The following is a 26994-nucleotide window of genomic DNA, read 5'->3' on the forward strand; positions in this document are numbered from 1 at the left end:
TCCTGCACGCGTCATCCGCGGCGCCGTTGCTCGGTGTGTCCCGGTTTCCGCAATGTGGGGAGGGATGACGACGGCGAGACGGCTCGTCTTGCGCGGCTTGGTGCGCTGCGCTAAGGCTTCGACCAATTCCAATGCAACGAGTCTGCGGTTTGCACCGAAACCGCAGAGGAAAGTGGCGCCGATGACCGGCATCCTTCAGAACTATCTCCCCCTCGTCGTTTTCATAGGTGTCGCAGCCATCATCGGGGTGGTGCTGCTGATCGCGCCGTTCCTGGTCGCCTACCAGCAGCCCGATCCCGAGAAGCTCTCCGCATACGAGTGCGGCTTCAATGCGTTCGACGACGCCCGTATGAAGTTCGACGTCCGCTTCTATCTGGTTGCCATCCTTTTCATCATCTTCGACCTCGAAGTCGCCTTCCTGTTCCCCTGGGCAGTCGCATTCGGCAAGCTCGGCGCGGCCGGCTTCTGGTCGATGCTGGTGTTCCTGGCCGTGCTGACGGTCGGGTTTGCCTACGAATGGAAGAAAGGCGCGCTTGAATGGGATTGAGCCCGACCACGTCCTCGACCGGGCCGGCGATCGCTCCGGCCCCGAAGGGCATTCTCGATCCCGCGACCGGCAGGCCGATCGGTGCCAACGACCCGTATTTCCTCGAGGTCAGGTCCGAGCTGTCGGACAAGGGATTCTTCGTTGCCACCGCTGACGATCTCATCACCTGGGCCCGCACCGGCTCCCTGATGTGGATGACGTTCGGCCTGGCCTGCTGCGCCGTCGAGATGATGCAGGTCTCGATGCCGCGCTACGATGTCGAGCGCTTCGGCTTCGCGCCGCGTGCCTCGCCGCGCCAGTCCGACGTGATGATCGTCGCCGGCACGCTGACCAACAAGATGGCGCCGGCGCTGCGCAAGGTCTACGACCAGATGCCGGAGCCGCGCTACGTCATCTCGATGGGGTCGTGCGCCAATGGCGGCGGCTACTATCACTATTCCTATTCGGTGGTCCGCGGCTGCGACCGCATCGTTCCCATTGACATCTATGTGCCCGGCTGTCCGCCGACCGCCGAAGCGCTGCTGTACGGTGTGCTGCTGCTGCAGAAGAAGATCCGGCGCACCGGCACCATCGAACGCTGAAGGTTTTTCGTTATGGACGACGGCAGGCTCGACGCCCTTGGGCAGACGATCGTAAGCGCGCTCCCGGGCGCCGCGATCGGCCATACGGTCGCTTTCAATCAGCTCACGGTGAATGTGGAGCCCGCCCGGATCGTCGAGGTCGTGACACATCTGCGCGACGATCCGGCTCTCCGCTTCGTCAACATCACCGACATCACGGCGGTCGACTATCCCGAGCGCGCCAAGCGTTTTGATGTCGTCTACCACTTCCTGTCACCGACGCTGAACGCGCGCATCCGGCTCAAGGCCGAAGCCGACGAGACCACGCAGGTGCCGTCGCTGATCGATGTCTTTCCGGGCGCCGATTGGTTCGAGCGCGAGGCCTACGACCTCTACGGCGTGATCTTTGTCGGCCACCCCGACATGCGCCGCCTGCTGACGGACTACGGCTTCGATGGCCATCCGCTGCGCAAGGACTTCCCGACGACGGGGTTCGTCGAGGTGCGCTACGACGACCAGGAGAAGCGGGTGATCTACGAGCCGGTCAGGCTCAACCAGGAATTCCGCAAGTTCGATTTCCTGTCGCCCTGGGAAGGCGCGGACTATCCGCTGCCGGGCGACGAGAAAGCGAATAAGTGAGTGGGAGCGCGAGCATGAACGAGCAGAGCCCGGCCCTCCGCAACTTCACGATCAATTTCGGCCCGCAGCATCCGGCGGCGCACGGTGTGCTGCGCCTGGTGCTGGAGCTGGACGGCGAGGTGGTCGAGCGCGTCGATCCGCATATCGGCCTGCTGCATCGCGGCACCGAGAAGCTGATCGAGACCAAGACCTACATGCAGGCGATGCCCTATTTCGATCGGCTCGACTACGTCGCGCCGATGAATCAGGAGCATGCGTTCTGCCTCGCGGCCGAGCGCCTGCTCGGAATCGAGGTACCGCGCCGCGGCCAGCTGATCCGCGTGCTCTACTCCGAGATCGGACGGCTGCTGTCGCACCTGCTCAACGTCACCACCCAGGCGATGGACGTCGGCGCGCTGACCCCGCCGCTGTGGGGCTTCGAGGAGCGCGAGAAGCTGATGGTGTTCTATGAGCGCGCCTCCGGCTCGCGCATGCACGCCAACTACTTCCGCATCGGTGGCGTCCACCAGGACCTGCCGCCGAAGCTGATCGACGACATCGACGCATTCTGCGATCCGTTCCTGAAGGTGGTCGACGATCTCGACCGGCTCCTCACCGGAAACCGCATCTTCAAGCAGCGCAACGTCGACATCGGCGTCGTCACCCTGAAGCAGGCCTGGGAGTGGGGCTTCTCGGGCGTGATGGTGCGCGGCTCGGGCGCGGCCTGGGACCTGCGCAAGTCGCAGCCCTATGACGTCTACGCCGAGATGGAGTTCGACGTTCCGATCGGCAAGAACGGCGACTGCTACGACCGCTATCTGATCCGCATGGAAGAGATGCGCCAGTCGGTGCGTATCATGAAGCAGTGCATCCAGAAGCTGCGTGCACCGGACGGGCAGGGCCCGGTGATGATCACCGACAACAAGATCGCGCCGCCGCGCCGTGGCGAGATGAAGCGCTCGATGGAAGCGCTGATCCACCACTTCAAGCTCTATACCGAGGGCGTGCACGTCCCCGCCGGCGAGATCTATGCGGCGGTCGAGGCGCCGAAGGGCGAGTTCGGCGTCTACCTCGTCGCCGACGGCACCAACAAGCCGTACAAGTGCAAGATCCGCGCGCCGGGTTTTGCGCATCTGCAGGCGATGGACTTCATCTGTCGCGGCCATCTGCTCGCCGACGTCTCGGCCATCCTGGGCTCGCTCGACATCGTGTTCGGAGAGGTGGACCGCTGATGGGCCATGCGCCGATCCAGTTCGATCGTGCGTCCGGAGCGCTCGAAGGAGCGAACCTCTGGGAGCGCACGGCTGCATTGGCGCTGTCGACCGGCTCGAAGATCTCGTCGCATTTCTCGCATCGCGGCTACAACCGCTGCGCCAACCTGTTGCGCCTGGCGCTGCCCGAACGCGATATCGCGGTGAAGCTCAACCCGGACGCCGTGTTCGAGTTTCCCTATGGCGACGGCTACTGGAGCAAGCTGCTCAACCGCGACTATCACTACGAGGACGAGCTCGAGATCCTGTTTCTCGGCACTGTCGATGTCGACTACACCTTCATCGATGGCGGGGCCAATTACGGCTACTGGTCGGTGCTGGTCTCGAGCGCGCCCTACGGTGCGCACAAGGCGATCGCGATCGAGCCGTCCTCGGCCAACTTCGCCAAGCTCGCCAACAACGCCCGGATCAATGCCGGCCGTTTCGAGGTGATGAAGTGCGCGATCGGCGCCAGCCGCGGCACGGCCTATTTGACTGGCACCAAGCACGAGGCCTTCAGCATTGCGGGCGGCGCCGCCGACGGCGAGCGGGTGCCGGTGATGGCGCTCGACGATCTGATCGACGACGGCAAGGTCGCCGCGTCCGGCAAGTACCTGATCAAGCTCGACGTCGAGGGCGTCGAGATCGAGGCGATCAAGGGCGGCGCGCGGTTGCTGGCGACCGACAGCATGATCCTGTGCGAGGAGCACGGCCAGGACCGCAACCATACGGTGTCGCGCTACATCCTCGATCAGACGCCGATGCAGCTGATGGTCTACGACCCCGCGAGCGGCCGCTTCGAGATCGTGACGGAGCTGTCGATCCTCGACCGCATCAAGGCTTCCGCCCACGTCGGCTATAACGTGTTCGGAACTGCAAGTGCCTTCTGGCAGAATCGCGTCGCAGCGCTCAATGCAGACGCCGCGCGCCGCATGCAATGAAAGATTGAAGAGCCATGTCCGTCCGCCGTCTTGCCCCGAAGGAAGTTCAGCCCGCGAGCTTTGCGTTCACGGACGAGAACCTTGCCTTCGCCAAAGCGCAGATCGCGAAATATCCGGAAGGCCGCCAGGCCTCGGCGGTGATTGCGATCTTGTGGCGGGCCCAGGAGCAGCACGACGGCTGGGTGTCGGAGGCTGCGATCCGCGTCGTCGCCGACATGCTCGGGATGCCCTATATCCGCGTGCTCGAGGTCGCGACCTTCTACACCATGTTCCAGCTCCAGCCGGTCGGGAAGAAGGCGCATGTGCAGGTGTGCGGCACCACGCCGTGTCGGCTGCGCGGCGCCGAAGAGCTGATCGAGGTCTGCAAGCATCGTATCCATCATGATCCCTTCCACCTGTCGAAGGACGGCGACTTCAGCTGGGAAGAGGTCGAGTGCCTGGGCGCCTGCGTGAATGCGCCGATGGTGCAGATCTGGAAGGACACCTATGAGGACCTGACGCCGGAGAGCTTCGGCAAGGTGCTGGACGGCTTCGCGACCGGCAATCTGCCGACGCCCGGCCCGCAGAACGGCCGCCAGTTCTCGGCGCCGGCAGGTGGGCCGACCACGCTGAAGGAGAAGACATGAGCCGCGATCGCACCCGCGTTGCGGCCCTGACGGAAGAGGGCGCCGCGATGAAGAACTGGCGCTACGTGGCGCTGCATACGCTTGCTGCCGCCGCTTTCATTTTCGTGCTGCAGCGGTTCGCGCTCAACGCGACGCTGGAGTCCAGTCTGCTGTGGGCCTTGGTGTTCGGCGGCTGTGCCGCCTTCATCGCCACCATGCAGTCGAACCGCTGATTTTCGAGGAAGCCGTCTGATGCTCGACGACAAGGACCGCATCTTCACCAACCTCTACGGCCTGCACGATTGGGGCCTCGAAGGCGCTCGCCGGCGTGGCAGCTGGGACGGCACCAAGGGCCTGATCGAGAACGGCCGCGATTGGATCATCAACGAGATGAAGGCGTCGGGCCTGCGCGGCCGCGGCGGCGCCGGCTTCCCGACCGGCCTGAAATGGTCGTTCATGCCGAAGGAATCGACCGACGGCCGGCCGAGCTATCTCGTGGTCAACGCCGACGAGTCCGAGCCCGGTACCTGCAAGGATCGCGAGATCATGCGGCACGATCCGCATCATCTCGTCGAGGGCTGCCTGCTCGCCAGCTTCGCGATGAACGCGCATGCCTGCTACATCTATGTGCGCGGCGAGTTCATCCGCGAGCGCGAACGGCTGCAGGCGGCGATCGACCAGGCCTATGAGGCCAACCTGATCGGCAAGAACAACATCCACGGGTGGCCGTTCGATCTCTACGTCGCCCACGGCGCCGGCGCCTATATCTGCGGCGAAGAAACGGCGCTGCTCGAGAGCCTGGAGGGCAAGAAGGGCCAGCCGCGGCTGAAGCCGCCATTCCCGGCCAACGTCGGCCTCTACGGCTGCCCCACCACGGTGAACAATGTCGAGTCGATCGCGGTGGCGCCGACCATCCTGCGCCGCGGCGCCGCGTGGTTCGCCGGCATCGGCCGTCCGAACAATGTCGGCACAAAACTGTTCTGCATCTCCGGTCACGTCGAGCGGCCTTGCAACGTCGAAGAGGCGATGGGCATCCCGTTCCGCGAGCTGATCGAGAAGCATTGCGGCGGCATCCGTGGCGGCTGGGACAATCTGAAGGCGGTCATCCCCGGCGGCTCGTCCGTGCGCATGGTGCCGGCCGAGCAGATCATCGATACGCCGATGGATTTCGACAGCCTGTCGAAGCTGCGCTCCGGCCTCGGCACCGCGGCCGTGATCGTGATGGACAAGTCGACCGACCTGATCCGGGCGATCGCGCGCATCTCCTATTTCTACAAGCATGAGAGCTGTGGCCAGTGCACGCCGTGCCGCGAAGGCACCGGCTGGATGTGGCGCGTGCTGACCCGCATGGCCGAGGGCCGGGCGCACAAGCGCGAGATCGACATGCTGCTGGAGGTCACCAAGCAGATCGAGGGACACACGATCTGCGCGCTCGGTGACGCCGCGGCCTGGCCGATCCAGGGCCTGATCACGCATTTCCGTCACGAGATCGAGGCGCGCATCGATCAGTATTCGCACAAGGCCGATGTCGACGACGTCGGCGTGCGCGATCCCGCGCACATGGTGGCGGCGGAGTAGGCGGTGGCGGTCCGGTCCGCCAGCAAGGTTTTCCCCCGCGCTCGCGCCCTCACGGTGCGCAGCGCGGCGGTCCGTGGTTTGAGAGAGATGTGAGGCTATGACCAAGATCATCATCGATGGCAAAGAGATCGATGTGCCGCCGGAGTACACGCTGTTGCAGGCGTGCGAGGCGGCGGGCGCCGAGATCCCGCGCTTCTGCTATCATGAGCGGCTGTCGATCGCCGGTAACTGCCGGATGTGCCTCGTCGAGGTGAAGGGCGGACCGAAGCCGGTCGCGAGCTGCGCCTGGGGCGTGCGCGACTGCCGGCCGGGCCCGAAGGGCGAGCCGCCGGAGATCTCGACGCGGTCGCCGATGGTCAAGAAGGCGCGCGAAGGCGTGATGGAATTCCTTCTGATCAACCATCCGCTGGACTGTCCGATCTGCGACCAGGGCGGCGAGTGCGACCTGCAGGACCAGGCGATGGGCTATGGTGTCGACACCAGCCGCTTCGCCGAGAACAAGCGCGCCGTCGAGGACAAATATCTCGGCGCATTGGTCAAGACCTCGATGAACCGCTGCATCCAGTGCACGCGCTGCGTCCGCTTCTCGGCGGAAGTCTGCGGCGTGCCGGAAATGGGCGCGATCGGCCGCGGCGAGGACATGGAGATCACGACCTATCTCGAGCAGGCGCTGAGCTCGGAGCTGCAGGGCAATCTGGTCGACATCTGCCCGGTGGGCGCGCTGACCTCCAAGCCCTATGCTTTCGCGGCGCGGCCCTGGGAGCTCGGCAAGACGCAGTCGATCGACGTCATGGACGGCGTGGGCTCAGCGATCCGGGTCGACACCCGCGGCCGCGAGGTGATGCGCATCCTGCCGCGCATCAACGATGCCGTGAACGAGGAGTGGATCTCCGACAAGACCCGCCATGTCGTCGACGGCCTGCGCACGCAGCGGCTCGATCGTCCCTACGTTCGCGAGGATGGCAAGCTGCGCGCCGCCTCCTGGCCTGAGGCATTCAAGGCGATTGCCGCCAAGCTGTCGCGCATCGATGGCAAGCGCATCGGCGCGATCGCCGGCGATCTCGCCGCGGTCGAAGAGATGTTCGCGCTCAAGGATCTGCTTGCCAAGCTCGGCTCGACCAACGTCGCCGTGCAGGGCGGTGACAGCTTCGATGCCAAGCTCGGCCGCGCATCCTATCTGTTCAATCCGACCATCGCCGGCATCGAGCAGGCCGACGCGATCCTGATCGTTGGCGCCAATCCGCGCAAGGAAGCGGCCGTGCTCAACGCCCGCATCCGCAAGCGCTGGCGGTCGGGTCAGCTCAAGGTCGGCGTGGTCGGCCCGAAGGCCGATCTCACCTATGCCTATGAGCACATTGGCGCGGGCACGGACTCCCTGAGCGACGTCGCCGCGGGCAAGCACTCGTTTGCGACCACGTTCCGCAACGCCAAGAATCCGATCGTGCTGGTCGGCGCCGGCGCGGTCGCGCGTCACGATGGCGCGGCGATCCTGTCGCTCGCGGCCAAGATCGCGATGGACGTCAACGCCGTGCGCGACGACTGGAACGGTTTTGCCGTGCTGCACGACACCGCGTCGCGGGTCGGCGCGCTCGACATCGGCTTCAACGGCACCGGCCTGACGGCTGCGCAGATGACGACCTTCGGCACCATGGACGTGATGTTCCTGCTGGGCGCCGACGAGGTCGAGGTGCCCGAGGGCGTGTTCACTGTCTACATCGGCACCCATGGCGACCGTGGCGCGCATCGCGCCGACGTCATCCTGCCGGGCGCCGCGTACACCGAGAAGTCGGGTCTCTTCGTCAACACCGAGGGCCGGGTGCAGATGACGGGCCGGGCGTCATTCCCGCCGGGCGAGGCACGCGAGGACTGGGCGATCATCCGGGCGCTGTCCGACGTGCTCGGCAGGAAGCTCGGCTACGACTCGCTGGCCGGCTTGCGCGCTGCGATCATCAAGGCCGTGCCGCATCTCGGCCGGATCGACCAGATCGAGGCGGGCAAGATCGCCGACATCAAGACCCTGGCGGGCAAGGGCGGCAGCCTCGAGAAGGCGCCGTTCAAGCCTGTCATCGATGACTTCTATCTCACCAACCCGATCGCGCGTGCCTCGGCAGTCATGGCGGAATGCTCCCGCCTGGCCTCCGGGCAGATGCTGACGGCAGCGGAGTGAGCGTGACCTGATGGCTGATTTCTTTGCGAGCTCATTCTGGACCGGTTTCCTCTGGCCGCTGATCATCATGATCGCGCAGAGCGTGCTGCTGCTCGTCGTCCTCCTGGTCGCGATCGCCTACATCCTGCTGGCCGACCGCAAGATCTGGGCGGCGGTGCAGATCCGCAGGGGTCCGAACGTGGTCGGGCCCTGGGGCCTGTTCCAGTCGTTCGCCGACCTCTTGAAGTTCGTGCTCAAGGAGCCGATCATTCCGGCCGGCGCCAACAAGGGCGTGTTCCTGCTGGCGCCGCTGGTGTCCTGCGTGCTGGCGCTGGCGGCGTGGGCGGTGATCCCGACCAATCTCGGCTGGGCGATCGCCGACATCAATGTCGGCATCCTCTTCATCTTCGCGATCTCGTCTCTGTCGATCTACGGCATCATCATGGCCGGCTGGTCGTCGAACTCGAAGTATCCGTTCCTGGCGGCGCTTCGCTCGGCGGCGCAGATGGTGTCCTACGAGGTCTCGATCGGCTTCGTGATCATCACCGTGCTGCTCTGCGCCGGCACCCTGAATCTGTCGGCGGTGGTCGAGGCGCAGCACGCCCGCGGGCTTGCGAGCCTGATCGGCCTGCCGCAGCTGACGATCCTGAACTGGTACGTCTGGCCGCTGTTCCCGATGTTCGTGGTGTTCTACGTCTCGGCGCTCGCCGAGACCAACCGCCCGCCCTTCGACCTGGTCGAAGCTGAATCCGAGCTCGTCGCCGGCTTCATGGTCGAATACGGCTCGACGCCGTATCTCTTGTTCATGCTCGGCGAGTATGTCGCGATCACCACGATGTGCGCGCTGGCCACGATCCTGTTCTTGGGCGGTTGGCTGCCGCCGATCGATCTGCCGCCGTTCAACTGGGTGCCGGGCGTCATCTGGTTCTCGCTCAAGCTGTTCTTCATGTTCTTCCTGATCGCGATGGCGAAAGCGATCGTGCCGCGTTACCGCTACGACCAGTTGATGCGCCTTGGCTGGAAAGTGTTCCTGCCGCTGTCGCTGGCCATGGTGGTGATCGTCGCGGGCGTGCTGCAATTCGCCGGCATCGCGCCGAAATGAGGCTGTCATGAACATCTCCGCCACCGCACGGTCGCTGCTGCTGCAGGAGTTCGTCTCCGCGTTCTTCCTCGCGATGCGCTACTTCTTCCAGCCGAAGCCGACCCTGAACTATCCGTTCGAGAAGGGCCCGATCTCACCGCGCTTTCGCGGTGAGCACGCGCTGCGCCGCTATCCCAATGGCGAGGAGCGCTGCATCGCCTGCAAGCTGTGCGAGGCCGTGTGCCCGGCGCAGGCGATCACGATCGAGGCTGGCCCGCGCCGCAACGATGGCACCCGCCGCACCGTGCGCTACGACATCGACATGGTGAAGTGCATCTATTGCGGCCTGTGTCAGGAAGCCTGTCCAGTGGACGCCATCGTCGAGGGACCGAACTTCGAGTTCGCGACCGAGACCCGCGAGGAGCTTTACTATGACAAGGCCAAGCTGCTCGCGAACGGCGACCGCTGGGAGCGCGAGATCTCCAAAGCCATCGCGCTCGACGCGCCGTACCGCTGAGGCCGTCCGATGATCCTTCCTGCGCTCTTCTTCTACCTGTTCGCGGCGGTCTGCGTGGCCTCCGCGGTGATGGTTATCGTCTCGAAGAACCCCGTTCATTCGGTGCTCTATTTGATCCTCGCCTTCGTCAATGCTTCAGGCCTGTTCGTGCTGATGGGCGCCGAGTTCCTGGCGATGATCCTGGTCGTCGTCTATGTCGGCGCGGTCGCCGTGCTGTTCCTGTTCGTGATCATGATGCTCGACGTGGACTTCACCGAGCTGCGCGAGGGATTCCTGCAATACATGCCGATCGGCCTCGTCATCGGCGGCATCTTCCTGTTCGAGCTGCTGCTGACGGTGTCGTACTGGGTCATCAACCCGACGACGCCGAAGGCGATCACGGCGGCGATCCCGACCAACGTCACCAACACCGAGGCGCTCGGCCTGGTGCTCTATACGAAGTACATCCATTACTTCCAGCTGTCGGGCATGATCCTGCTGGTGGCGATGATCGGCGCGATCGTGCTGACCCTGCGCCACAAGGCCAGCGTGAAGCGCCAGGACATCAACGTCCAGAACGCGCGCACGCCGGAGATGGCGATGGCGGTGCGCAAGGTCGCGGTCGGGCAGGGGCTGCAGGACACGGATGCCGCGGAGTGGGTGAAATGACCATCGGACTGGGACACTACCTCGCCGTGGCGGCGATGCTGTTCACGCTCGGCATCCTCGGCATCTTCCTGAACCGCAAGAACATCATCGTCATCCTGATGTCGGTCGAGCTGATCCTGCTCGCGGTCAACATCAACCTGGTGGCGTTCTCGACCTTCCTCGGCGACATCGTCGGCCAGGTGTTCGCGCTGCTGGTCCTGACCGTTGCGGCGGCGGAAGCCGCGATCGGCCTTGCCGTGCTGGTGGTCTACTTCCGCAACCGCGGCTCGATTGCGGTTGAAGACGTCAATCTGATGAAGGGCTAAGGACGCATGATCCGCACAGATGGGGGCCGGCTTGCCGGCAAGGTCATGCGTAAGGGGATGGGCGAATGATCCAGGCCATTGTCTTTCTGCCGCTGCTCGGCGCGATCCTGGCCGGCCTGATCGCGCTGCTGGGGGCGCATGGACGCCATCCGAGCGGCGATGTGGTCGAGCATCATCACGACGACGGCCATCACCATGGCGCCGCCGACGCGCACGCACATGACGATCACGGTCATGGGCACGACGACCATCATGTCGCAGAGCCGCCCGCGGCCGGCACCTGGGCGGCGCAGGCGATCACCACCGCGCTGCTGTTCGTCTCGGCCGGGCTGTCCTGGGCGATGCTGATCAGCGTTGGCTTCATGCATCACGAGGCCGGGGTGAAGGAGCTCTTGCCCTGGATCAATTCCGGCGAGCTGCAGGTCTCCTGGGCGCTGCGCGTCGATACGCTGACGGCCGTCATGCTGGTCGTGGTCACCAGCGTGTCCTCGCTCGTGCATCTGTATTCGATCGGCTACATGGACGAGGATCCGAACCGTCCGCGCTTCTTCGCCTATCTGTCGCTGTTCACCTTCGCGATGCTGATGCTGGTGACCGCGAACAACCTCGTGCAGCTGTTCTTCGGTTGGGAGGGCGTCGGTCTCGCCAGCTACCTGCTGATCGGCTTCTGGTTCCAGAAGCCGTCGGCCAACGCCGCCGCGATCAAGGCCTTCGTCGTCAACCGCGTCGGTGACTTCGGCTTCGCGCTAGGCATCTTCGCGATCTTCCTGCTGACGAAGTCGACCGACTTCGAGACGATCTTCGCCGCCGCGCCGAGCTTGGCTGGCAAGGCGACGATCAACTTCCTCGGCTGGCACGCCGACGCGCTGACCTTGACCTGCCTGCTGCTGTTCATGGGCGCGATGGGCAAGTCGGCGCAGTTCCTGCTGCACACCTGGCTGCCGGACGCGATGGAAGGTCCGACCCCGGTCTCTGCGCTGATCCACGCCGCGACCATGGTCACCGCCGGCGTGTTCATGGTGGCGCGCCTGTCGCCGCTGTTCGAGCTCGCGCCGAACGCGCAGGCCGTCGTGATGTTCTTCGGCGCGACCACGGCGTTCTTCGCAGCGACCGTCGGCCTCGTGCAGAACGACATCAAGCGCATCGTCGCCTACTCGACCTGCTCGCAGCTCGGCTACATGTTCGTGGCGATGGGAGCAGGGGCCTACTCGGTCGGCATGTTCCATCTGTTCACGCATGCCTTCTTCAAGGCGCTGCTGTTCTTGGGCTCCGGCTCGGTGATCTACGCGATGCACCACGAGCAGGACATCCGCAACATGGGCGGCCTGTGGCGCAAGATCCCGTACACCTTCGCGGTGATGACGGTCGGTACGCTCGCGCTGACGGGCTTCCCCGGCTTCGCCGGCTTCTTCTCCAAGGATGCGATCATCGAGGCTGCATACGCCGCGCACAATCCGTTCGCGACCTACGCGTATTTCCTCACCATTGTCGCCGCCGGCCTGACCTCGTTCTATTCCTGGCGCCTGGTGTTCAAGACTTTCTTCGGCACGCCGCACGATCAGCATCATTATGATGCCGCGCATGAGAGCCCGATCTGGATGCTGATCCCGATCGGCGTGCTCGCGGCCGGCTCGATCCTGGCCGGGCTCCCGTTCAAGGGCGTGTTCACCGATCCTCATGGCGTCGAGCACTTCTTCGGCGAGTCGCTGAAGATGAACCCGCACATTCTCGAAGACATGGAGCACATGCCGGCCTGGCTCGCTCAGCTTCCCTTCGTCATGATGGTGCTGGGATTTGTGGTCTCCTACTTCTTCTACGTCAGACGTCCGGACATCCCGGAGGAGCTCGCCGCGCAGCAACCGTTGCTCTACAGGTTCCTGCTCAACAAGTGGTACTTCGACGAGCTGTATGACGTGATCTTCGTCCGTCCGGCGAAGTGGCTCGGCCGCTTCCTCTGGAAGAAGGGCGACGGCTTCGTCATCGACGGATTCGGTCCGGATGGTGTCTCGGCGCGGGTGCTCGACATCACGCGCAACGTCGTCAAGATCCAGACCGGGTACCTCTATCATTACGCCTTTGCCATGCTGATCGGCGTCGCCGGCCTGATCACCTGGTTCATGTTCATGGGGGGCCAGCAATGACCACCTGGCCAATTCTCTCCGTCGTCACCTTCCTGCCGATCGTCGGCGCGCTGCTGATCTATCTGGTCCGCGGCGACGACGAGGCGGCCCGGCGCAATGCGCGCTGGATCGCGCTGTGGACCACGCTGATCACCTTTGCGGTGTCGGTGATCCTGGTGCTGCGCTTCGATCCCGGACAGACCGACTTCCAGTTCGTGGAGAAGTCGAACTGGCTGGCGGCCGGCATCAGCTATCACATGGGTGTCGACGGCATCTCGCTGCCGTTCGTGATCCTGACCACCGCCTTGATGCCGTTCTGCATCGTGGCGAGCTGGAAGTCGGTCACCAACCGCCTGCGCGAATACATGATGGCGTTCCTGATCCTGGAAACGCTGATGGTCGGCACGTTCTCGGCCCTCGACCTCGTGCTGTTCTACCTGTTCTTCGAGGGCGGCCTGATCCCGATGTTCCTGATCATCGGCGTCTGGGGTGGTCCGCGTCGGGTCTATGCCTCGTTCAAGTTCTTCCTGTACACGCTGCTCGGCTCGGTGCTGATGCTGCTCGCCATCATGGCGCTGTACTGGAACGCAGGGACCACCGACATCCCGACGCTGATGCACACCGCGGTGCCGCGTAACCTGCAGACCTGGGCATGGCTGGCCTTCTTCGCCTCCTTTGCGGTGAAGATGCCGATGTGGCCGGTTCATACCTGGCTGCCGGACGCGCATGTCGAGGCGCCGACGGCGGGCTCCGTGATCCTGGCCGCGATCCTCCTGAAGATGGGCGGCTACGGCTTCCTGCGCTTCTCGCTGCCGATGTTCCCGCTGGCCTCGCACGACTTCGCGCCGCTGGTGTGGACACTCTCGGCCATCGCGATCATCTACACCTCGCTGGTCGCGCTGATGCAGGAGGACATCAAGAAGCTCATTGCCTACTCGTCGGTGGCGCATATGGGCTTCGTGACGATGGGCATCTTCGCCGGCACCATGCAGGGCGTCGCGGGCGGCGTGTTCCAGATGATCTCGCACGGCATTGTCTCCGGCGCGCTGTTCCTCTGCGTCGGCGTCGTCTACGACCGGATGCACACCCGCGAGATCGCGGCCTATGGTGGCCTCGTCAACCGGATGCCGGTCTACGCGCTGGTGTTCATGGTGTTCACGATGGCCAATGTCGGCCTGCCCGGCACCTCCGGCTTCGTCGGCGAGTTCATGACCCTGCTCGGCACCTTCAAGGTGTCGATCCCGACCGCGTTCTTCGCGACCTTCGGTGTCATCCTGTCGGCAGCCTATGCGCTGTGGCTGTACCGCAAGGTGGTGTTCGGTGCGCTGACCAAGCCGTCGCTCGCCAGCATCAAGGACCTCACGCTGCGTGAAGGCGTGATCCTGTTTCCGCTGGTGGCGCTGACCATCCTGTTCGGTGTCTATCCGAAGCCGATCCTCGACATGTCGGCGGCGTCGGTGCAGCAGCTCGTCACCAACTACAATACCGCCGTGACGGCCGTGAAGGCCGCCGCGCTGCTCCAATGATGAGACCCTTGGGGTCGGGACAGAGACGATGATCGAGAATCTTGGGCCTCAGCTTTGGGTGGTGCTGCCGGAGCTGCTGTTGGCCGTGGGGGCCATGGCGCTGTTGATGCTGGGCGCGTTTCGCGGGCAGGGGACGACGGGGCTCGTCACCTGGCTGGCGGTTGCTCTGCTGATCGTGGTCGGCATCCTCGTCTTCAGGCAGCCGGGCGGCCAGGCCTTCGGCGGCAGCTTCATCGCTGACAGCTACGCGCGCTTCCTGAAGATACTGGCGATCATCGGCTCGATCGCGACTTTGGTGATGTCGGCGGAATTCTTGTCCAAGCCGGACCGCCGCATCTTCGAATATGCAATCCTGGTGCTGCTCTCGACCTTGGGCATGCTTGTCCTGATCTCGGCCGGCGACCTGATCTCGCTGTATCTGGGTCTCGAGCTGATGTCGCTCGCGCTCTACGTCGTCGCGGCCAGCCATCGTGACAACGTCAAGTCGACCGAGGCCGGCCTGAAGTACTTCGTGCTCGGTGCGCTGTCGTCGGGCATGCTGCTCTATGGTGCCTCGCTGATCTACGGCTTCACCGGCACGGTGAGCTTTGCCGGGATCGCGGCTGCCACCAAGACCGGCAGCGTCGGCATCATTTTCGGCCTCGTCTTCCTGTTCGCCGGCATGTGCTTCAAGGTCTCGGCGGTGCCGTTCCACATGTGGACGCCGGACGTCTATGAGGGCGCGCCCACCCCGGTGACGGCGTTCTTCGCCTCCGCGCCCAAGGTCGCGGCGATCGCCGTGTTCGCGCGCGTCGCGCTGACGGCGTTCCCGGGCATCACCTTCCAATGGCAGCAGATCATCGTGTTCGTCTCGATCGCCTCGATGGCGCTCGGCTCGTTCGCCGCGATCGGACAGACCAACATCAAGCGCCTGATGGCCTATTCGTCGATCGGCCATATGGGCTTCGCGCTGGTCGGCCTCGCCGCAGGCACGGTCGAGGGCGCGCAGGGCGTGCTGACCTACATCGCGATCTATGTCGCGATGACGCTCGGCTCCTTCGCGGTGATCATGGCGATCAAGCGGAACGGCCAGTCGTTCGAGAAGATCAGCGATTTCTCGGGGCTGTCGCGCACCAATCCGCTGCTCGCCTTCTTCTTCGCGATGCTGCTGTTCTCGCTGGCCGGCGTTCCGCCGCTCGCGGGCTTCTTCGCGAAATGGTACGTGTTCGTCGCCGCCATCAAGGGCGGGCTGTTCACGCTGTCGGTGATCGGCGTGCTGACCAGCGTGGTCGGCGCCTACTATTATCTGCTCATCGTCAAGACGATGTATTTCGACGAGCCGCTGCCGACGCTCGATCCGGTCCGGATCGAGTTGCGCACGGTGCTCGCGATCTCCGGCATCTTCAACATCCTGTTCTTCGCCTATCCCGGCCCGCTGGTCAGCGCGGCTGCGGCCGCGGCGAAGTCGCTGTTCTAGATGGCGTTTGCTCTCGGGTCCCGTGCCGCTGCGGCAGGTTACGGGCTCGTCACGTTCGATCAGGCGGGGTCGACCAACGTCGAGGCGCTGAAGTCGGCCAGAGAGGGCGGCAAGGCGCGGTGCTGGTTCGTCACGTCGGAGCAGACGGCCGGGCGCGGCCGTCGCCAGCGTCCGTGGATCGCGCCGCGCGGCAATCTGGCCTCGAGCGTGCTCGAAGTGCTGAACGTGGCTCCCGCCGTGGCCGCCACCCTCGGCTTCGCCGCGGGCCTGGCCATCGAGGCCGCGTTGCGCCAGGTGAGCCTCGAGGCTGCGCTGCGGTCCGGAGGCGGCGTGGCCTTTGCGTTGAAATGGCCCAACGACGTGTTGGCCGACGGCCGCAAGATCGTCGGCATGCTGCTCGAAGCGGAGCAGGTGGCTGGCGGGCTCGCCGTGGTTGCCGGCATCGGAACCAACGTGGTGGCGGCGCCGCCGGATACCCCGACACCGGCGGTCTCGTTGGCGGACCTCGGCATCCAGGTGGCTGCCGAGGATTTGTTCGCGGCCTTGTCTGACGCCTGGGTCGAATATTTCGGCATCTGGAACGAGGGCCGGGGCTTCGGTGATATTCGCCGGCTCTGGCTGGAGCGGGCGGCCGGCCTCGGGCAGCCCGTCGCCATCAGGTCCGGACATGCTATCATCGAGGGGATTTTCGACACGATCGACGAACAGGGTTGTATGCTGGTGCGGACCGCGGAGGGACGATTGGAGCCGATCACGGCAGGCGATGTTCATTTCGGCTCGGTCGCCTCCCAAGGAGCGGTCTAGATGGCACGTCCCGACGAACTGACTTTTGCACCGCTCGGCGGCGTCGGCGAGATCGGCATGAACCTGTCGATCTACGGCCTCGGCAACCGCCACCAGCGGTCCTGGCTCGCGATCGATCTCGGCGTCTCCTTCGGCGACGAGGAGCATCTGCCGGGCATCGACCTGATCATGCCCGACGTCGCTTTCCTGGAGAAAGAGCGCAACAACCTCGTCGGTCTCGTGCTGACCCATGCGCATGAGGACCATTTCGGCGCGATCATCGACCTGTGGCCGCGGCTGAAATGCCCGATCTACGCGACCAAGTTCAGCGCCGCTTTGTTCGAGGCCAAGTGCGAGGCCGAGCGCCTGCCGGCCAAGATTCCGGTCAAGGTGATTCCTTCCGGCGGCCGCGTCGATATCGGTCCGTTCAACGTCGAGTTCATCCCCGTCGCGCATTCGATTCCGGAATCGCATGCGCTCGCGATCCATACCGAGGTCGGTACCGTCCTGCACACCGGCGACTGGAAGATTGATCCGACGCCGGTGCTGGGTGCGCCGACCGATGAGAAGCGGCTGCGCGAGCTCGGCGACGCCGGGCTGCTGGCGCTGATCGGCGACTCCACCAACGCGGTGCGCGAGGGGCGGTCGCCGTCCGAGGCCGAGGTCGCCAAGACGATCGCGGCTTTGGTGAAGGAAGCGAAGGGGCGCGTCGCCGTCACCACCTTCGCCTCCAACGTCGCGCGCATCCGCGCTGTCGCCGAGGCAGCGCGTGAGGCGGAGCGCGAGGTCGTCATCGTCGGCCGCGCCATGGAGCGGGTGGTCCAGGTCGCGCGCGAAACCGGCTATCTCGACGGCGTGCAGAACTTCCGCGGCATGGATCTCTACGGCCACTTCCCCGCGGACAAGGTGCTGGCGCTGTGCACCGGCAGCCAGGGCGAGCCGCGCGCCGCGCTGGCGCGCATCGCCAATGACGACCATCCGTTGGTGACGCTGAACAAGGGCGACACCGTCATCTTCTCGTCGCGCACCATTCCCGGCAACGAGAAGGCGGTCGGTGCCGTCATCAACGGGCTGGTGCAGCAGGGCATCGAGATCATCACCGACCGCAACCATCTGGTCCATGTCTCCGGCCATCCGCGCCGCGACGAGCTGCGCGACATGATCGCGTGGACGCGGCCGCAGCTCCTGATCCCCGTGCATGGCGAAGCGTTGCATCTGCATGAGCATGCGAGGCTGGCGCGCGCCTGCGGCGTGCCGAAGGTGATCACCTGCCGCAACGGCGACCTGGTCAAGCTCGGCCCCGGTGATCCCGGGATCATCGACGAACTGCCGGCGGGACGGCTCTACAAGGACGGCAGCATCGTCGAGGACTCGAAATCGCGCGCCGTGGTCGAGCGCCGCAAGATGGCCTTTGCCGGCTGCATCTTCGTCGCGCTCGCCATCACCGAGAAGGGCGAGCTGGCCGACGATCCCGAAGTCGACATGGTCGGCATCCCCGAGAAGAATGCGGCAGGCGAGGCGATGGACGACATCGTGTTCGACGCGGTCGTCTCGACCTTCGAAGGACTGCCACGCGCGCGGCGTCGTGATCCCGATGCCGCGGCGGAATCCGTGCGGCGGGCGGTGCGCTCGACGGTGAACGAGCAGTGGGGCAAGAAGCCGATCTGCCTCGTCCATGTCTTGGAAGTCTGACGCGGGCCAACAGAACGGCCGTTCAAAAGAAAAAGTGGAGGATGTCATGCTGGGCCGGCTCAACCACGTCGCCATCGCGGTCAAGGACGCCGAAAAGGCTGCCAGGATTTATGGCGCGGCGTTCGGTGCCGAGATCTCCCCCGCGGTGCCGCTGCCGGAGCATGGCGTGATCACCGTGTTTGTGACCCTGCCCAACACCAAGATCGAGTTCATCCAGCCGCTGGGCGAGGCGTCACCGATCGCCAAATTTCTCGAGCGCAATGCGGATGGCGGCATCCATCACGTCTGCTACGAGGTGGCCGACATCATCGCCTCGCGCGACACGCTGATCAAGGAGGGCGCCCGCGTGCTCGGCGACGGCCAGCCGAAGATCGGCGCCCATGGCAAGCCGGTGCTGTTCCTGCATCCGAAGGATTTTTCCGGCGCGCTCGTCGAGATCGAGCAGGCCTGAGCAGCGGGGGCAATCATGGCCTACATCATCTCAACCTGGCTTGCGATCTACTTCGTGCTGTGGTGGGTCATGCTGTTCGTGACCCTGCCGTTCGGCGTGCGTAGCCAGCACGAGACGGGCGGCGGTTCGCCCGGCACCGATCCCGGCGCGCCGACCATCAGCCTGATGGGGCGCCGCTTGATCTGGACCACGCTGTTGTCGGCGGTCGTGTTCGGCCTGGCGCTCCTGGCCTATCAGGCCGGCTATCTCAGCATCGAGCGGCTGTCACGGCTGATGGGAATTCCGTTCTAGCCGCGCTCGCATCGCACAACGTCCTCTCGAAGCCGATGCGCGGACGCGCGTCGGCTTTTTTGCTATAGGAGGTCAAAACAAGACCGACAGGGAGGTTGCGCGTGATGACATCGGCCGAGGCCCGGAACGGGACGCCATCGGGCTATCGCATTCTGAACGAGATTGATCTTCGAAACCATCTCGCGGGGATTCCTTCGGTCGCAGGGCAACTCGGCGGATCGGCTGAGCGCTGGTCGATCACCGAGGTCGGCGATGGCAACCTCAACCTGGTCTTCATCGTCAAGGGATCGTCCGGCGGACTCGCAGTGAAGCAGGCGTTGCCTTACGTGCGGCTGGTCGGCGAGAGTTGGCCGCTGCCGCTGTCACGCGCCCACTATGAGCATCTGGCGCTGACGTATCAGAACCGCCTTGGCCCCGGCCTCGTGCCGGCCATCATTCACCATGATCCGGCGCTGGCGCTGACGGCGATGGAGCTGCTCGAGCCGCACATCATCATGCGCAGGGGACTGGTCGCGGGCACAATCTACCCGGCCTTCGTCGATCACATCACGACCTTCATGGCGCGGACGCTGTTCTTCTCGTCCGACCTCGCGCTGTCTGCCGCCGCGAAGAAGGATGCGATTGCGAGCTTTGCCGGCAATCATGCGCTGTGCAAGATCACCGAGGACCTGATCTTCACCGACCCCTATCGCATCGCCGAGCAGAATCGCTGGACGTCACCGTGGCTCGACGCCACGGCCGCCGAGATCCGTGCCGATCTCGATCTGCACGTCGCGATCTCCCGGCTCAAGCTGAAATTCCTGTCATGCGCCGAGGCGCTGATCCATGGCGATCTGCACACGGGATCGATCATGGTGACGAATACCGAGACCCGGGTGATCGATCCGGAATTCGCCTTCTACGGCCCGATGGGTTTTGACGTCGGTGCCGTGCTGGCCAATTTGCTGATGGCGTATTTCGCCTCCGAAGGACATGAGCAGGAGCGCGGTAGTAGGGACGCCTTCGAAAGCTGGGTGCTTGCGACTGTCGATGAAGTCTGGACCGGGTTTGCCGACAAGTTCCTGGCATTGTGGCGGAGTGAGGCGACCGGTGATGCCTATCCGCCGTCGCTGTTTCCGGGCGAGGCGGGAGCGACACGGCTGGAGACGGAGCGTCAGGCATACATGGCCGGATTGTTCCAGGATGCCGTCGGCTTCACGGCGGCGAAGATCATCCGCCGCATCCTGGGTCTCGCGCACAACATCGACTTCGAGCTGATCGAGGATGCCAAGCAGCGCGCGGTGTGTGAGGCGAGGGCGCTGCGGCTCGCGCGGACGCTGATGCTTGAGACGGCATCGTTTACGTCGATCGACACGGTAACGAAGGCCGCGCGCGAGCTGCGTCATTGGCAGCCGGGGTTCTAGACCTCGACAGAGGCTGCCGTCACCGCGAGGAGCGAAGCGACGAAGCAATCCGGAGGCGCGCGTGACGCCCTGGATTGCTTCCGCCTACGCCTTCGGCGGACATGTCACTTCGCTCGCAATGATGGAAGCAGGTGCGTAGGGTTGGCAAAGGCGCGCCGCGATGCATCAGCTCGGCCTCGTTCTTTCCCGCGCCGTGCCCACCATTTTCGCACCAAGCTTGCTGATGGACGGTGGGCACGCTGCCGCCCTGCGGGCGGCGGCTTTGCCCACCCTACGGCATCCCAGTTAGTCCGCCGCCTTGGCGCGCAGCCGTTGTGCGTAGACGTTGATCACCAGTGCCGCCAGCAGGATCAGGCCGCGGATCAGGATTTTCAGGAAGCTGTCGATGTTGACGTGGTCGAGGCCGTTGTTGAGGACGCCGAGCACGAACAGGCCGACGATGGTGTTGCCGATGCCGCCGCGGCCGCCGAACAGGCTGGTGCCGCCGACCACGACGGCAGCGATCGAGTCCAGCAGGTAGGTGTCGAATTCGTTCTGCTGCGCGCTGCCGAAATGCGCCACGCCGAGCATGCCGCCGATTCCCGAGCACACGGCCGAGATCACCATCACGCTGCCGAGGATCAGCTTGACGTTCAGGCCGGAATATTCCGCCGCCTCGCGGTTGCCGCCGACCATGTAGACGTAGCGGCCGAACCGCGTGTAGGTCAGCACGAGGTGCCCGAGCAGCAGCATCAGCGCCGCCACGATCACGATCCAGGGCACGCCCGCGATCGAGCCTGAACCGAGCGTCGTGATGATGGGCGGGACCTTGTAGGCGATCTGGCCGCGCACCAGCATCGCCGAGATGCCTGCGGCGATCTGCATCATCGCGAGCGTCATGATGAACGAGGGAATGCCGATCACGGTCAGGCCGAAGGCGTTGACCACGCCGAGCAGCGCGCACAGCGCGAGCGCGAGCAGGATGGCGGCAAAGCCGGGCATCGGCAGGTTGGCGATGTTGACGTAGGACTCCTGCAGGGTGAAGTAGGCCACGGCGATGCCGGTGACGTTGGCGATGGCGGCGATCGACAGGTCGATCTCCGCGCACAGGATGACGAAGGTGAGGCCCACCGCAATGATGCCGGTGACCGATACCTGGGTCAGGATGTTGCCGACATTGTCGAGCGTTGCGAAAGATGGGCTTGCGATCGCGAAGAACGCGGTGAGGAAGATCAGCGTCAGGAACGGCGCGATGTTGCGCATCTGCGAGCGCAGCAGCGCTGCGACCCCGCCGGCGCGCCGCGGCTGCGCCTCCGGCATCGGAACGGTCTCGCCATGCGCCATGACAATCTCCCTACGCCGCCTCGAGCAGACGGTCTTTGCTGATGGTCTCGCCGGCGAATTCGCGCACGACCTCGCCGCGCTTGAGCACGATGACGCGATCGGCCAGCGACAGCACGGTCTCCGGCTCGGTCGAGAGCACGATCACGGCGATGCCCTGGTCGCGCAGTTGCCGCACGATCTGGATGACGTCGCTCTTGGCGCCGACATCCATGCCTCGCGTCGGTTCGCACAACACCAGGAGCCGCGGCGGATGGCTGAGCCATTTGGCGAGCGCCACCTTCTGCTGGTTGCCGCCGGAGAGCAGGCCGAGGTCGATCTCGACATCGGCAGGCCGGATCTGCAACTGCTCGACCTGGCGCTTCGCGAGCGCGCGCTCGTGTGCGGGCTTCAGCAGCACCGCGTTGATTCGGTCGAGGATGCTGATCGAGACGTTCTTGTAGACGGGCTCCTGCAGGAACAGCATGTCGCGGCGGCTCTCCGGCACGAAGGCGATGCCGGCGCGGCGCGCATCCGCCGTGCTCTTGAAGCGGTTACGCTGGCCGGCGATTCGTAACTCGCCGGCGTCAGGTGCAAGCTTGCCGAACAGGATTCGCGCCAGCTCGAGCTGACCGCAGCCCATGAAGCCGTAGATGCCGAGCACCTCGCCGGCACGCACGGCGAACGAGACGCGCTTCAGATTGCGCGCCAGCGACAGGCCGTCGGCTTCGACGACCACGGGCTTGCCGGCCGTCGGCGCGGGCAGGGTGATGTCGTGGGTGTAGCTGTCCTCCAGCGCATCGCGTCCCTTGCCGATCATGGCCTCGATCAGCGCGGCCTTGCTGGTGTCGGCAGCACGCGTCTCCATGATCTTGCGGCCGTTGCGGAACACCGTGACCTCGTCGGAGATCAGCAGGATGTCCTCGATAAAGTGCGAGATGAAGATGATCCCCGTGCCTTGCTCGCGTAGCTTGCGCAGCGCCGCGAACAGCCGCTCGACTTCGGGCGGCGACAGCGCCGAGGTCGGCTCGTCCAGGATGATGATGCGCGCGCCGGAGAACAGCACGCGCGCGATCTCGATCAGCTGCTGCACGCCGATCGGGAGATCGCCGAGCCGGCTCATCGGATCGGCGTCGATGCCAAGGCGCTTGAGCTGCTCGGCGGCCTCGCGCGCCATCCGGCGCCACTGCACGATGCCCAGCGCATTGGTCGGCTGGTTGCCGAGAAACACGTTCTCGGCCACCGTGAGATCCGGGGCGACGCTCAGCTCCTGATGGACCATGGCGATGCCGGCTGCACGGGCATCCCGGGCAGAGTTGAAGTGAACCTCGCGGCCGTCGAGCAGGAAGCGGCCGGAGAATCCGGTATGCACGCCGGCGATGATCTTCATCAGCGTGCTCTTGCCGGCGCCGTTCTCCCCGACGAGACCATGGATCTCGCCGGGGCGAAGCGTGAAGTCGACGCCGCGCAACGCGGTGACGCCGCCGAACGACTTGGTGATGTCCTGCAGTTCCAGAAGCGGCGGGCGGCTGTTCGACATGGGAGGGACTTCAGATCAGGAAATGATCCTCCATCCATTGCATGCCGGCGGCATTCGCCTTGGTCACGACCGGACCGTCGGTGATGACGTGCTTCGGAATGCCCTGGCCGCTCTTCTCGCCGGCGGTGACCGCCGCGACGCCGGCCACGATCGCGCCGCCGTGGATGCGGCAGGACGGATTGCGCACGGTCGCGAACATGCGGCCGTCGCTGACCGCCTGGATCGCAGGCGGCATGGCGTCGACGCCGCCGATCAGGATGTTGGTGCGGTTGCGCGCCTTCATGATGTTGTAGGCGGCAAGCGCCATGTCGTCATTGTGGAAGAACGCCGCGTCGATCTGCGGATATTTCGTGAGATAGGTCTCCCACAGCCGCGCCGCCTTCGACACGTCCCAGTCGGCCGGCTGCGTGTCCAGCACCTCGATGTTCGGGAACTGCTTGATCACCGAATTGAAGCCCTTGGCGCGGCCCTGTGCGCCGGTATGGCCGAGCGCGCCCTGCGTCATGATGATCTTGCCCTTGCCGCCCATCGCGTTCGCCAACGCCTGGGTGACGGATGCGCCCATGAACTCGTTGTCGGGTGCCAGGAACGAGTGGACATTGATCTGATCGAGCGGGGCGATCAGCGTGTCCATGTCGATGACGGGAATGCCGGCGTCGATCATCTTCTGCACCGGCTGGGTCAGGGTGCCGATGCCGAACGCCTGGATGGCGACGAAATCCCACTTCTGCGACGCCATGTTGTCGATCGCGGCGCGCTGTTTCACCGCATCGAGCTGGCCGTCGAACCAGGTGACCTCGACGTTGAGCAGCTTGCCCCACCATTCCGCGGCCTGCTTGCCCTGGGCGCACCAGGTCGCCTGCAGTCCGGCATTGGAGAACGCCGCCTTGAGCGGCTTTTCGGAACGGCCCATCTCGGCGGCCATCGCCGGATTGATGCCGAAGCCGGCGAGCAGCGCGGCCGCAGAGCCCGCGGCCGTCGCCGCCTGGAGAAGATCGCGCCTGGTCGTTTTCTTGGACGTTTTGTCAGTGCCGGGCATCCCGTGCTCCCTGTCCCATCGTTGTCCGGCGGCGTCATTGATCGCGCCGCCAAGATCTGCAGTGTTTCACAACCCAATTCATCACGCCACAGCCGGATGTTGTGCGTTGCACTGGATGGCTTTCGCGCTGCACGCGCAATGTCAGAAAACCGTGATGCACCCGTGGTACGCGGCAGCGCAGCTTTGGGAGAGAGCCTTTGGCAACGACACGCATCGCCGTGATCGCCGACATCCATCACGGCCGGGACACGCAGACGAAGCGTGGATCGGTGGCGCTGCCATTGCTCGAGCGCTTCGTCACGCAGATGAACGCCGAAAACATCGCTGCGGTTATCGATCTCGGCGACCGGATTTCCGACGAAGATCCCGAGCGCGATCGTCTGCTGCAAAGCGACGTCGCGATGTGTTTCGCAAAGCTTGCGCCGGCGCATCATCATGTCAGTGGCAATCATGATCTCGCATTGCTCAGTCTCGCCGACAATGAAGCGATCATGGATCGTCCGTGCGGGTCGCGGGCTCTGATCATCGGCGATGTCAGATGTGTGTTCTGGCAACCCGACGTGAGTCTGACGCGGAGCCGTGGCTTTCGCCTCTCCGCGGGCGATCTCGGCGCGTTGGTCCAGCTGCTTGCCCAGGATGACCGGCCGACCCTGCTCGTCAGCCACGTGCCGCTGTCAGGACAGGCTCAGACCGGCAACTACTACTTCGAAGCCAATCCGGAACACGCGGCCTATGCCGAGACCGATGCGATCCGCGCGGCGATCGCGGATGCGCCTTGCCCGATCGTCGCGCTCGCCGGGCATGTCCATTGGAATACGATGACGACGGTCGATGGCACACCGCATCTGACGTTGCAGTCGCTGACCGAGACGTTCATCTCGGGCGATCCAGCCGAAGCGGCTGGCCTTCTCGATATCGGCGATGGTTCGTTGCGCTGGAGCGTGACGGGCCGCGAACCGCTGTCGGTGACGTTGCCTTGGCCAAAGGCCAAGGCGCGGTGGCGTGCGCCATTGACACGCTTCGCGACGGCTGCGGTGGCTTGAGGTGGTGGCGTGTTCAGGTGGCGTTCATGCGGCCCGCAATACCGTCATGAAGACGGTGGCTGCCCTGCGAGGACTGCAAAAAAAATAGAGCAGGGCAGCGGGCCCTGCTCGGAAATTGTGTCGACCCTTTAGATATCCCGCAAGTTCAGATTTGATCTTGTTAAGCGGGGTGACGCTGCTTGTTGCGCGCCAGGGCTCCTCCCGAGACTTGGACCACCAGACTTCCGCAAGCGTTAGCCTGAGGCCCAAATTCGTAGACGATCTTTTTGCGTTTGTCATCCTTTTCGGCAACGATTGTTCAAATTTCGCGCACTTCCTGAAATGATCGGTAAGTGCTTGCAATTGACGAGTTTTATTTTCGTGTTTTCTCGTGATAGGTGCCAAGTTACCGTATTTGACGGCGGCCCCTGAGGCGCGGCGGGATTGTTCTTAATCAACGACCGCTGGCGAAATGTGCCGACTGTGCCTTGCGCGACCTCGACTCCGGGCGTCCACTCGGGCACAAGAATTCGGTTCATTTGGCAGGCTTTGATGCGGCAGCGGCTGCAGGCGTTTCTCCCGATCATGCTGATCGCACTGATGGTGCAGATCCTGGCGCCGATCGGTGTTGCCTGGGCGGCGGCATCAGCCGCGGCCGATCCCCTGTACGGACTTGAGATCTGCCACGGCCAGCTGGGTTCCCAGCCGATTGACGATGGGTCGCCGGCGAGCCCTGCGCTTCACGGCTGTTCGCTGTGCTGCCTGGCGCAGCCGGTCACACTGGATGGGCCAGGGCTCTCCACCGTCGCCGTTCCGCAACGCGATTCGGGCGAGGTCGTGTGGCGCGCCGGTGACCGGGCAGACGGGATCACCAAGGCTTTTTCGAACGCGCAGGCACGGGCTCCGCCCGCAGCGTGACGCGCTGGCCGTCGTGCGGCCCTGACCTCCCAAATCACATCACCATGACCTGCGTTGTCTGCGCGGCGATCGCCGTGCGGACATGCGCCGATCAACCAAGCTGGCGCATCGCCGCCAAGACAAGAAGGATAATCGACATGACCTTCCTCGGACGCTCTCTGCTCGCATTCGCTCTCCTGTTGGGAGGATCTTCCGCCGCCTTGGCCGCCGACGTGAAGGCCGGTGACCTCGTCATCACCCAGCCTTGGAGCCGCGCCACGCCGGGCGGCGCCAAGACGGGCGCCGGCTATCTGACCATCGAGAACAAGGGCAGCGCGCCCGACCGCCTCGTCGCGGTGACCGGCGACGTCGCCGGGCGAGTCGAGATTCACGAGATGGCCATCACCAACGGCGTCATGACCATGCGTCCCCTCGACAAGGGACTCACGATCGAGCCGGGCAAGACCGTCGCGCTGGCGCCGGGCGGCTATCACCTGATGCTGATGGAGCTGAAGAGCCCGCTGAAGCAGGGCGACAAGCTGCCGGTCACGCTGGAGTTCGAGAAGGCCGGCAAGGTGGCCGTGACGCTCGAGGTGCAGGCGGTCGGCGCCAAGGCACCAGGCGGCGAGGGCGGCGGCATGATGAAGCAGCATGATCATTCCGGCATGAAGATGTAGGC

27 protein-coding genes are annotated in these 26994 nt (G+C 64.7%); 24 read left to right on the top strand and 3 right to left on the bottom strand.

All coding sequences use genetic code 11. From position 1 onward, the window contains the following. Window positions 1–181: 181 nt before the first annotated feature. The 21 genes from ACQR1D_RS16065 to mtnK all read left to right on the top strand — a co-directional run bounded on the left by ACQR1D_RS16065 (window position 182) and on the right by mtnK (window position 20518). Complete coding sequence (locus tag ACQR1D_RS16065) at window positions 182–547, top strand: NADH-quinone oxidoreductase subunit A (protein ID WP_008964559.1); 366 nt, start codon at window positions 182–184, stop codon at window positions 545–547. Beyond that, the gene (locus tag ACQR1D_RS16070) at window positions 544–1128 is read left to right on the top strand and encodes a NuoB/complex I 20 kDa subunit family protein (protein ID WP_315800415.1); all 585 of its coding nucleotides are present in this window, start codon (window positions 544–546) and stop codon (window positions 1126–1128) included. The genes ACQR1D_RS16065 and ACQR1D_RS16070 overlap by 4 nt, the downstream gene beginning before the upstream one ends. Before the next feature lie 12 nt (window positions 1129–1140). After that, the gene (locus ACQR1D_RS16075) at window positions 1141–1746 is read left to right on the top strand and encodes an NADH-quinone oxidoreductase subunit C (protein ID WP_315799694.1); all 606 of its coding nucleotides are present in this window, start codon (window positions 1141–1143) and stop codon (window positions 1744–1746) included. A gap of 14 nt (window positions 1747–1760) precedes the next feature. Further along, the gene (locus ACQR1D_RS16080; RefSeq protein WP_315711546.1) at window positions 1761–2957 is read left to right on the top strand and encodes an NADH-quinone oxidoreductase subunit D; all 1197 of its coding nucleotides are present in this window, start codon (window positions 1761–1763) and stop codon (window positions 2955–2957) included. Continuing rightward, window positions 2957–3916 (top strand): FkbM family methyltransferase, encoded by a 960-nt coding sequence (locus tag ACQR1D_RS16085; RefSeq protein WP_315799695.1) that lies wholly within the window; start codon window positions 2957–2959, stop codon window positions 3914–3916. Before ACQR1D_RS16080 ends, ACQR1D_RS16085 begins: the two co-directional genes overlap by 1 nt. A gap of 14 nt (window positions 3917–3930) precedes the next feature. Continuing rightward, entirely contained in the window at window positions 3931–4542 is a 612-nt protein-coding gene (nuoE, locus tag ACQR1D_RS16090; protein ID WP_315799696.1) for an NADH-quinone oxidoreductase subunit NuoE, read from the top strand. Then, window positions 4539–4754 (top strand): hypothetical protein, encoded by a 216-nt coding sequence (locus tag ACQR1D_RS16095; protein WP_315799697.1) that lies wholly within the window; start codon window positions 4539–4541, stop codon window positions 4752–4754. Before nuoE ends, ACQR1D_RS16095 begins: the two co-directional genes overlap by 4 nt. 19 nt (window positions 4755–4773) lie before the next feature. Beyond that, complete coding sequence (gene nuoF, locus ACQR1D_RS16100) at window positions 4774–6099, top strand: NADH-quinone oxidoreductase subunit NuoF (RefSeq protein WP_315799698.1); 1326 nt, start codon at window positions 4774–4776, stop codon at window positions 6097–6099. Between the two features lie 97 nt (window positions 6100–6196). After that, entirely contained in the window at window positions 6197–8266 is a 2070-nt protein-coding gene (nuoG, locus tag ACQR1D_RS16105) for an NADH-quinone oxidoreductase subunit NuoG (protein WP_434840130.1), read from the top strand. A 10-nt stretch (window positions 8267–8276) separates the two neighbouring features. After that, window positions 8277–9347, top strand: a complete 1071-nt coding sequence (gene nuoH / locus ACQR1D_RS16110) for an NADH-quinone oxidoreductase subunit NuoH (RefSeq protein ID WP_315799700.1) — start codon at window positions 8277–8279, stop codon at window positions 9345–9347. 7 nt (window positions 9348–9354) lie between these two features. Next, window positions 9355–9843 carry an NADH-quinone oxidoreductase subunit NuoI gene (gene nuoI, locus ACQR1D_RS16115; protein WP_006611003.1) on the top strand — a complete coding sequence of 163 codons (489 nt, stop codon included), beginning with the start codon at window positions 9355–9357 and terminating at the stop codon, window positions 9841–9843. Between the two features lie 9 nt (window positions 9844–9852). Next, window positions 9853–10491, top strand: a complete 639-nt coding sequence (locus ACQR1D_RS16120; RefSeq protein WP_015666525.1) for an NADH-quinone oxidoreductase subunit J — start codon at window positions 9853–9855, stop codon at window positions 10489–10491. Beyond that, on the top strand, window positions 10488–10796 hold the full coding sequence (gene nuoK / locus ACQR1D_RS16125) for an NADH-quinone oxidoreductase subunit NuoK (protein ID WP_006611001.1): 309 nt from the start codon (window positions 10488–10490) through the stop codon (window positions 10794–10796). The genes ACQR1D_RS16120 and nuoK overlap by 4 nt, the downstream gene beginning before the upstream one ends. Window positions 10797–10861: 65 nt before the next feature. Continuing rightward, window positions 10862–12937, top strand: a complete 2076-nt coding sequence (gene nuoL / locus ACQR1D_RS16130; protein ID WP_315799701.1) for an NADH-quinone oxidoreductase subunit L — start codon at window positions 10862–10864, stop codon at window positions 12935–12937. Continuing rightward, entirely contained in the window at window positions 12934–14442 is a 1509-nt protein-coding gene (locus ACQR1D_RS16135; RefSeq protein WP_316181342.1) for an NADH-quinone oxidoreductase subunit M, read from the top strand. The genes nuoL and ACQR1D_RS16135 overlap by 4 nt, the downstream gene beginning before the upstream one ends. Before the next feature lie 28 nt (window positions 14443–14470). Next, complete coding sequence (gene nuoN, locus ACQR1D_RS16140; protein ID WP_316237401.1) at window positions 14471–15898, top strand: NADH-quinone oxidoreductase subunit NuoN; 1428 nt, start codon at window positions 14471–14473, stop codon at window positions 15896–15898. After that, the gene (locus ACQR1D_RS16145; RefSeq protein WP_315799704.1) at window positions 15899–16702 is read left to right on the top strand and encodes a biotin--[acetyl-CoA-carboxylase] ligase; all 804 of its coding nucleotides are present in this window, start codon (window positions 15899–15901) and stop codon (window positions 16700–16702) included. It abuts the gene before it with no gap. Next, window positions 16703–18373: a ribonuclease J gene (locus tag ACQR1D_RS16150; RefSeq protein ID WP_315799705.1), complete on the top strand. Its 1671-nt coding sequence runs from the start codon at window positions 16703–16705 to the stop codon at window positions 18371–18373. It abuts the gene before it with no gap. A gap of 46 nt (window positions 18374–18419) precedes the next feature. After that, on the top strand, window positions 18420–18824 hold the full coding sequence (gene mce, locus ACQR1D_RS16155) for a methylmalonyl-CoA epimerase (protein WP_316181340.1): 405 nt from the start codon (window positions 18420–18422) through the stop codon (window positions 18822–18824). Between the two features lie 15 nt (window positions 18825–18839). Next, window positions 18840–19115: a DUF1467 family protein gene (locus tag ACQR1D_RS16160; protein WP_315799707.1), complete on the top strand. Its 276-nt coding sequence runs from the start codon at window positions 18840–18842 to the stop codon at window positions 19113–19115. A gap of 101 nt (window positions 19116–19216) precedes the next feature. Further along, on the top strand, window positions 19217–20518 hold the full coding sequence (mtnK, locus tag ACQR1D_RS16165; RefSeq protein WP_434840129.1) for an S-methyl-5-thioribose kinase: 1302 nt from the start codon (window positions 19217–19219) through the stop codon (window positions 20516–20518). 285 nt (window positions 20519–20803) lie between these two features. Here the strand turns inward: mtnK and ACQR1D_RS16170 are convergent, their stop codons facing one another. From ACQR1D_RS16170 to ACQR1D_RS16180, 3 genes are read right to left on the bottom strand one after another with little or no spacing between them, the layout of a single operon-like run. Then, window positions 20804–21841, bottom strand: a complete 1038-nt coding sequence (locus tag ACQR1D_RS16170; RefSeq protein ID WP_315799708.1) for an ABC transporter permease — start codon at window positions 21839–21841, stop codon at window positions 20804–20806. A 10-nt stretch (window positions 21842–21851) separates the two neighbouring features. Further along, window positions 21852–23357, bottom strand: coding sequence for a sugar ABC transporter ATP-binding protein (locus ACQR1D_RS16175; RefSeq protein ID WP_316181338.1), 1506 nt, complete (start codon window positions 23355–23357; stop codon window positions 21852–21854). A gap of 10 nt (window positions 23358–23367) precedes the next feature. Further along, complete coding sequence (locus ACQR1D_RS16180) at window positions 23368–24396, bottom strand: sugar ABC transporter substrate-binding protein (protein ID WP_315799710.1); 1029 nt, start codon at window positions 24394–24396, stop codon at window positions 23368–23370. Window positions 24397–24593: 197 nt separating this feature from the next. Here ACQR1D_RS16180 and ACQR1D_RS16185 point away from each other — a divergent pair, with 197 nt between their 5' ends. The 3 genes from ACQR1D_RS16185 to ACQR1D_RS16195 all read left to right on the top strand — a co-directional run bounded on the left by ACQR1D_RS16185 (window position 24594) and on the right by ACQR1D_RS16195 (window position 26992). Beyond that, window positions 24594–25439, top strand: coding sequence for a metallophosphoesterase family protein (locus tag ACQR1D_RS16185; RefSeq protein WP_316181336.1), 846 nt, complete (start codon window positions 24594–24596; stop codon window positions 25437–25439). Window positions 25440–25970: 531 nt separating this feature from the next. After that, window positions 25971–26336 carry a DUF2946 family protein gene (locus tag ACQR1D_RS16190; protein ID WP_434840128.1) on the top strand — a complete coding sequence of 122 codons (366 nt, stop codon included), beginning with the start codon at window positions 25971–25973 and terminating at the stop codon, window positions 26334–26336. 137 nt (window positions 26337–26473) lie between these two features. Next, a complete protein-coding gene (locus tag ACQR1D_RS16195; RefSeq protein WP_434840127.1) occupies window positions 26474–26992 on the top strand; it encodes a copper chaperone PCu(A)C in 519 nt (172 codons plus the stop codon). Window positions 26993–26994: the final 2 nt, after the last annotated feature.

The organism is Bradyrhizobium sp. HKCCYLRH2047 (assembly GCF_051168175.1).
In the GTDB taxonomy this organism is placed as follows: Bacteria; Pseudomonadota; Alphaproteobacteria; order Rhizobiales; family Xanthobacteraceae; genus Bradyrhizobium.

Excerpts from the sequence above, each read along its gene's own strand:
- ACQR1D_RS16175 (WP_316181338.1), bottom strand. The coding sequence starts at position 23,357 with ATGTCGAACAGCCGCCCGCCGCTTCTGGAACTGCAGGACATCACCAAG.
- ACQR1D_RS16195 (WP_434840127.1), top strand. The coding sequence starts at position 26,474 with ATGACCTTCCTCGGACGCTCTCTGCTCGCATTCGCTCTCCTGTTGGGA.
- mce (WP_316181340.1), top strand. The coding sequence starts at position 18,420 with ATGCTGGGCCGGCTCAACCACGTCGCCATCGCGGTCAAGGACGCCGAA.
- ACQR1D_RS16170 (WP_315799708.1), bottom strand. The coding sequence starts at position 21,841 with ATGGCGCATGGCGAGACCGTTCCGATGCCGGAGGCGCAGCCGCGGCGC.
- ACQR1D_RS16145 (WP_315799704.1), top strand. The coding sequence starts at position 15,899 with ATGGCGTTTGCTCTCGGGTCCCGTGCCGCTGCGGCAGGTTACGGGCTC.
- ACQR1D_RS16160 (WP_315799707.1), top strand. The coding sequence starts at position 18,840 with ATGGCCTACATCATCTCAACCTGGCTTGCGATCTACTTCGTGCTGTGG.
- ACQR1D_RS16190 (WP_434840128.1), top strand. The coding sequence starts at position 25,971 with ATGCGGCAGCGGCTGCAGGCGTTTCTCCCGATCATGCTGATCGCACTG.
- ACQR1D_RS16135 (WP_316181342.1), top strand. The coding sequence starts at position 12,934 with ATGACCACCTGGCCAATTCTCTCCGTCGTCACCTTCCTGCCGATCGTC.
- ACQR1D_RS16095 (WP_315799697.1), top strand. The coding sequence starts at position 4,539 with ATGAGCCGCGATCGCACCCGCGTTGCGGCCCTGACGGAAGAGGGCGCC.
- ACQR1D_RS16150 (WP_315799705.1), top strand. The coding sequence starts at position 16,703 with ATGGCACGTCCCGACGAACTGACTTTTGCACCGCTCGGCGGCGTCGGC.
- nuoE (WP_315799696.1), top strand. The coding sequence starts at position 3,931 with ATGTCCGTCCGCCGTCTTGCCCCGAAGGAAGTTCAGCCCGCGAGCTTT.
- nuoN (WP_316237401.1), top strand. The coding sequence starts at position 14,471 with ATGATCGAGAATCTTGGGCCTCAGCTTTGGGTGGTGCTGCCGGAGCTG.
- nuoG (WP_434840130.1), top strand. The coding sequence starts at position 6,197 with ATGACCAAGATCATCATCGATGGCAAAGAGATCGATGTGCCGCCGGAG.
- ACQR1D_RS16180 (WP_315799710.1), bottom strand. The coding sequence starts at position 24,396 with ATGCCCGGCACTGACAAAACGTCCAAGAAAACGACCAGGCGCGATCTT.
- ACQR1D_RS16120 (WP_015666525.1), top strand. The coding sequence starts at position 9,853 with ATGATCCTTCCTGCGCTCTTCTTCTACCTGTTCGCGGCGGTCTGCGTG.
- nuoI (WP_006611003.1), top strand. The coding sequence starts at position 9,355 with ATGAACATCTCCGCCACCGCACGGTCGCTGCTGCTGCAGGAGTTCGTC.
- ACQR1D_RS16075 (WP_315799694.1), top strand. The coding sequence starts at position 1,141 with ATGGACGACGGCAGGCTCGACGCCCTTGGGCAGACGATCGTAAGCGCG.
- nuoF (WP_315799698.1), top strand. The coding sequence starts at position 4,774 with ATGCTCGACGACAAGGACCGCATCTTCACCAACCTCTACGGCCTGCAC.
- nuoH (WP_315799700.1), top strand. The coding sequence starts at position 8,277 with ATGGCTGATTTCTTTGCGAGCTCATTCTGGACCGGTTTCCTCTGGCCG.
- ACQR1D_RS16065 (WP_008964559.1), top strand. The coding sequence starts at position 182 with ATGACCGGCATCCTTCAGAACTATCTCCCCCTCGTCGTTTTCATAGGT.
- ACQR1D_RS16085 (WP_315799695.1), top strand. The coding sequence starts at position 2,957 with ATGGGCCATGCGCCGATCCAGTTCGATCGTGCGTCCGGAGCGCTCGAA.
- ACQR1D_RS16080 (WP_315711546.1), top strand. The coding sequence starts at position 1,761 with ATGAACGAGCAGAGCCCGGCCCTCCGCAACTTCACGATCAATTTCGGC.
- nuoL (WP_315799701.1), top strand. The coding sequence starts at position 10,862 with ATGATCCAGGCCATTGTCTTTCTGCCGCTGCTCGGCGCGATCCTGGCC.
- nuoK (WP_006611001.1), top strand. The coding sequence starts at position 10,488 with ATGACCATCGGACTGGGACACTACCTCGCCGTGGCGGCGATGCTGTTC.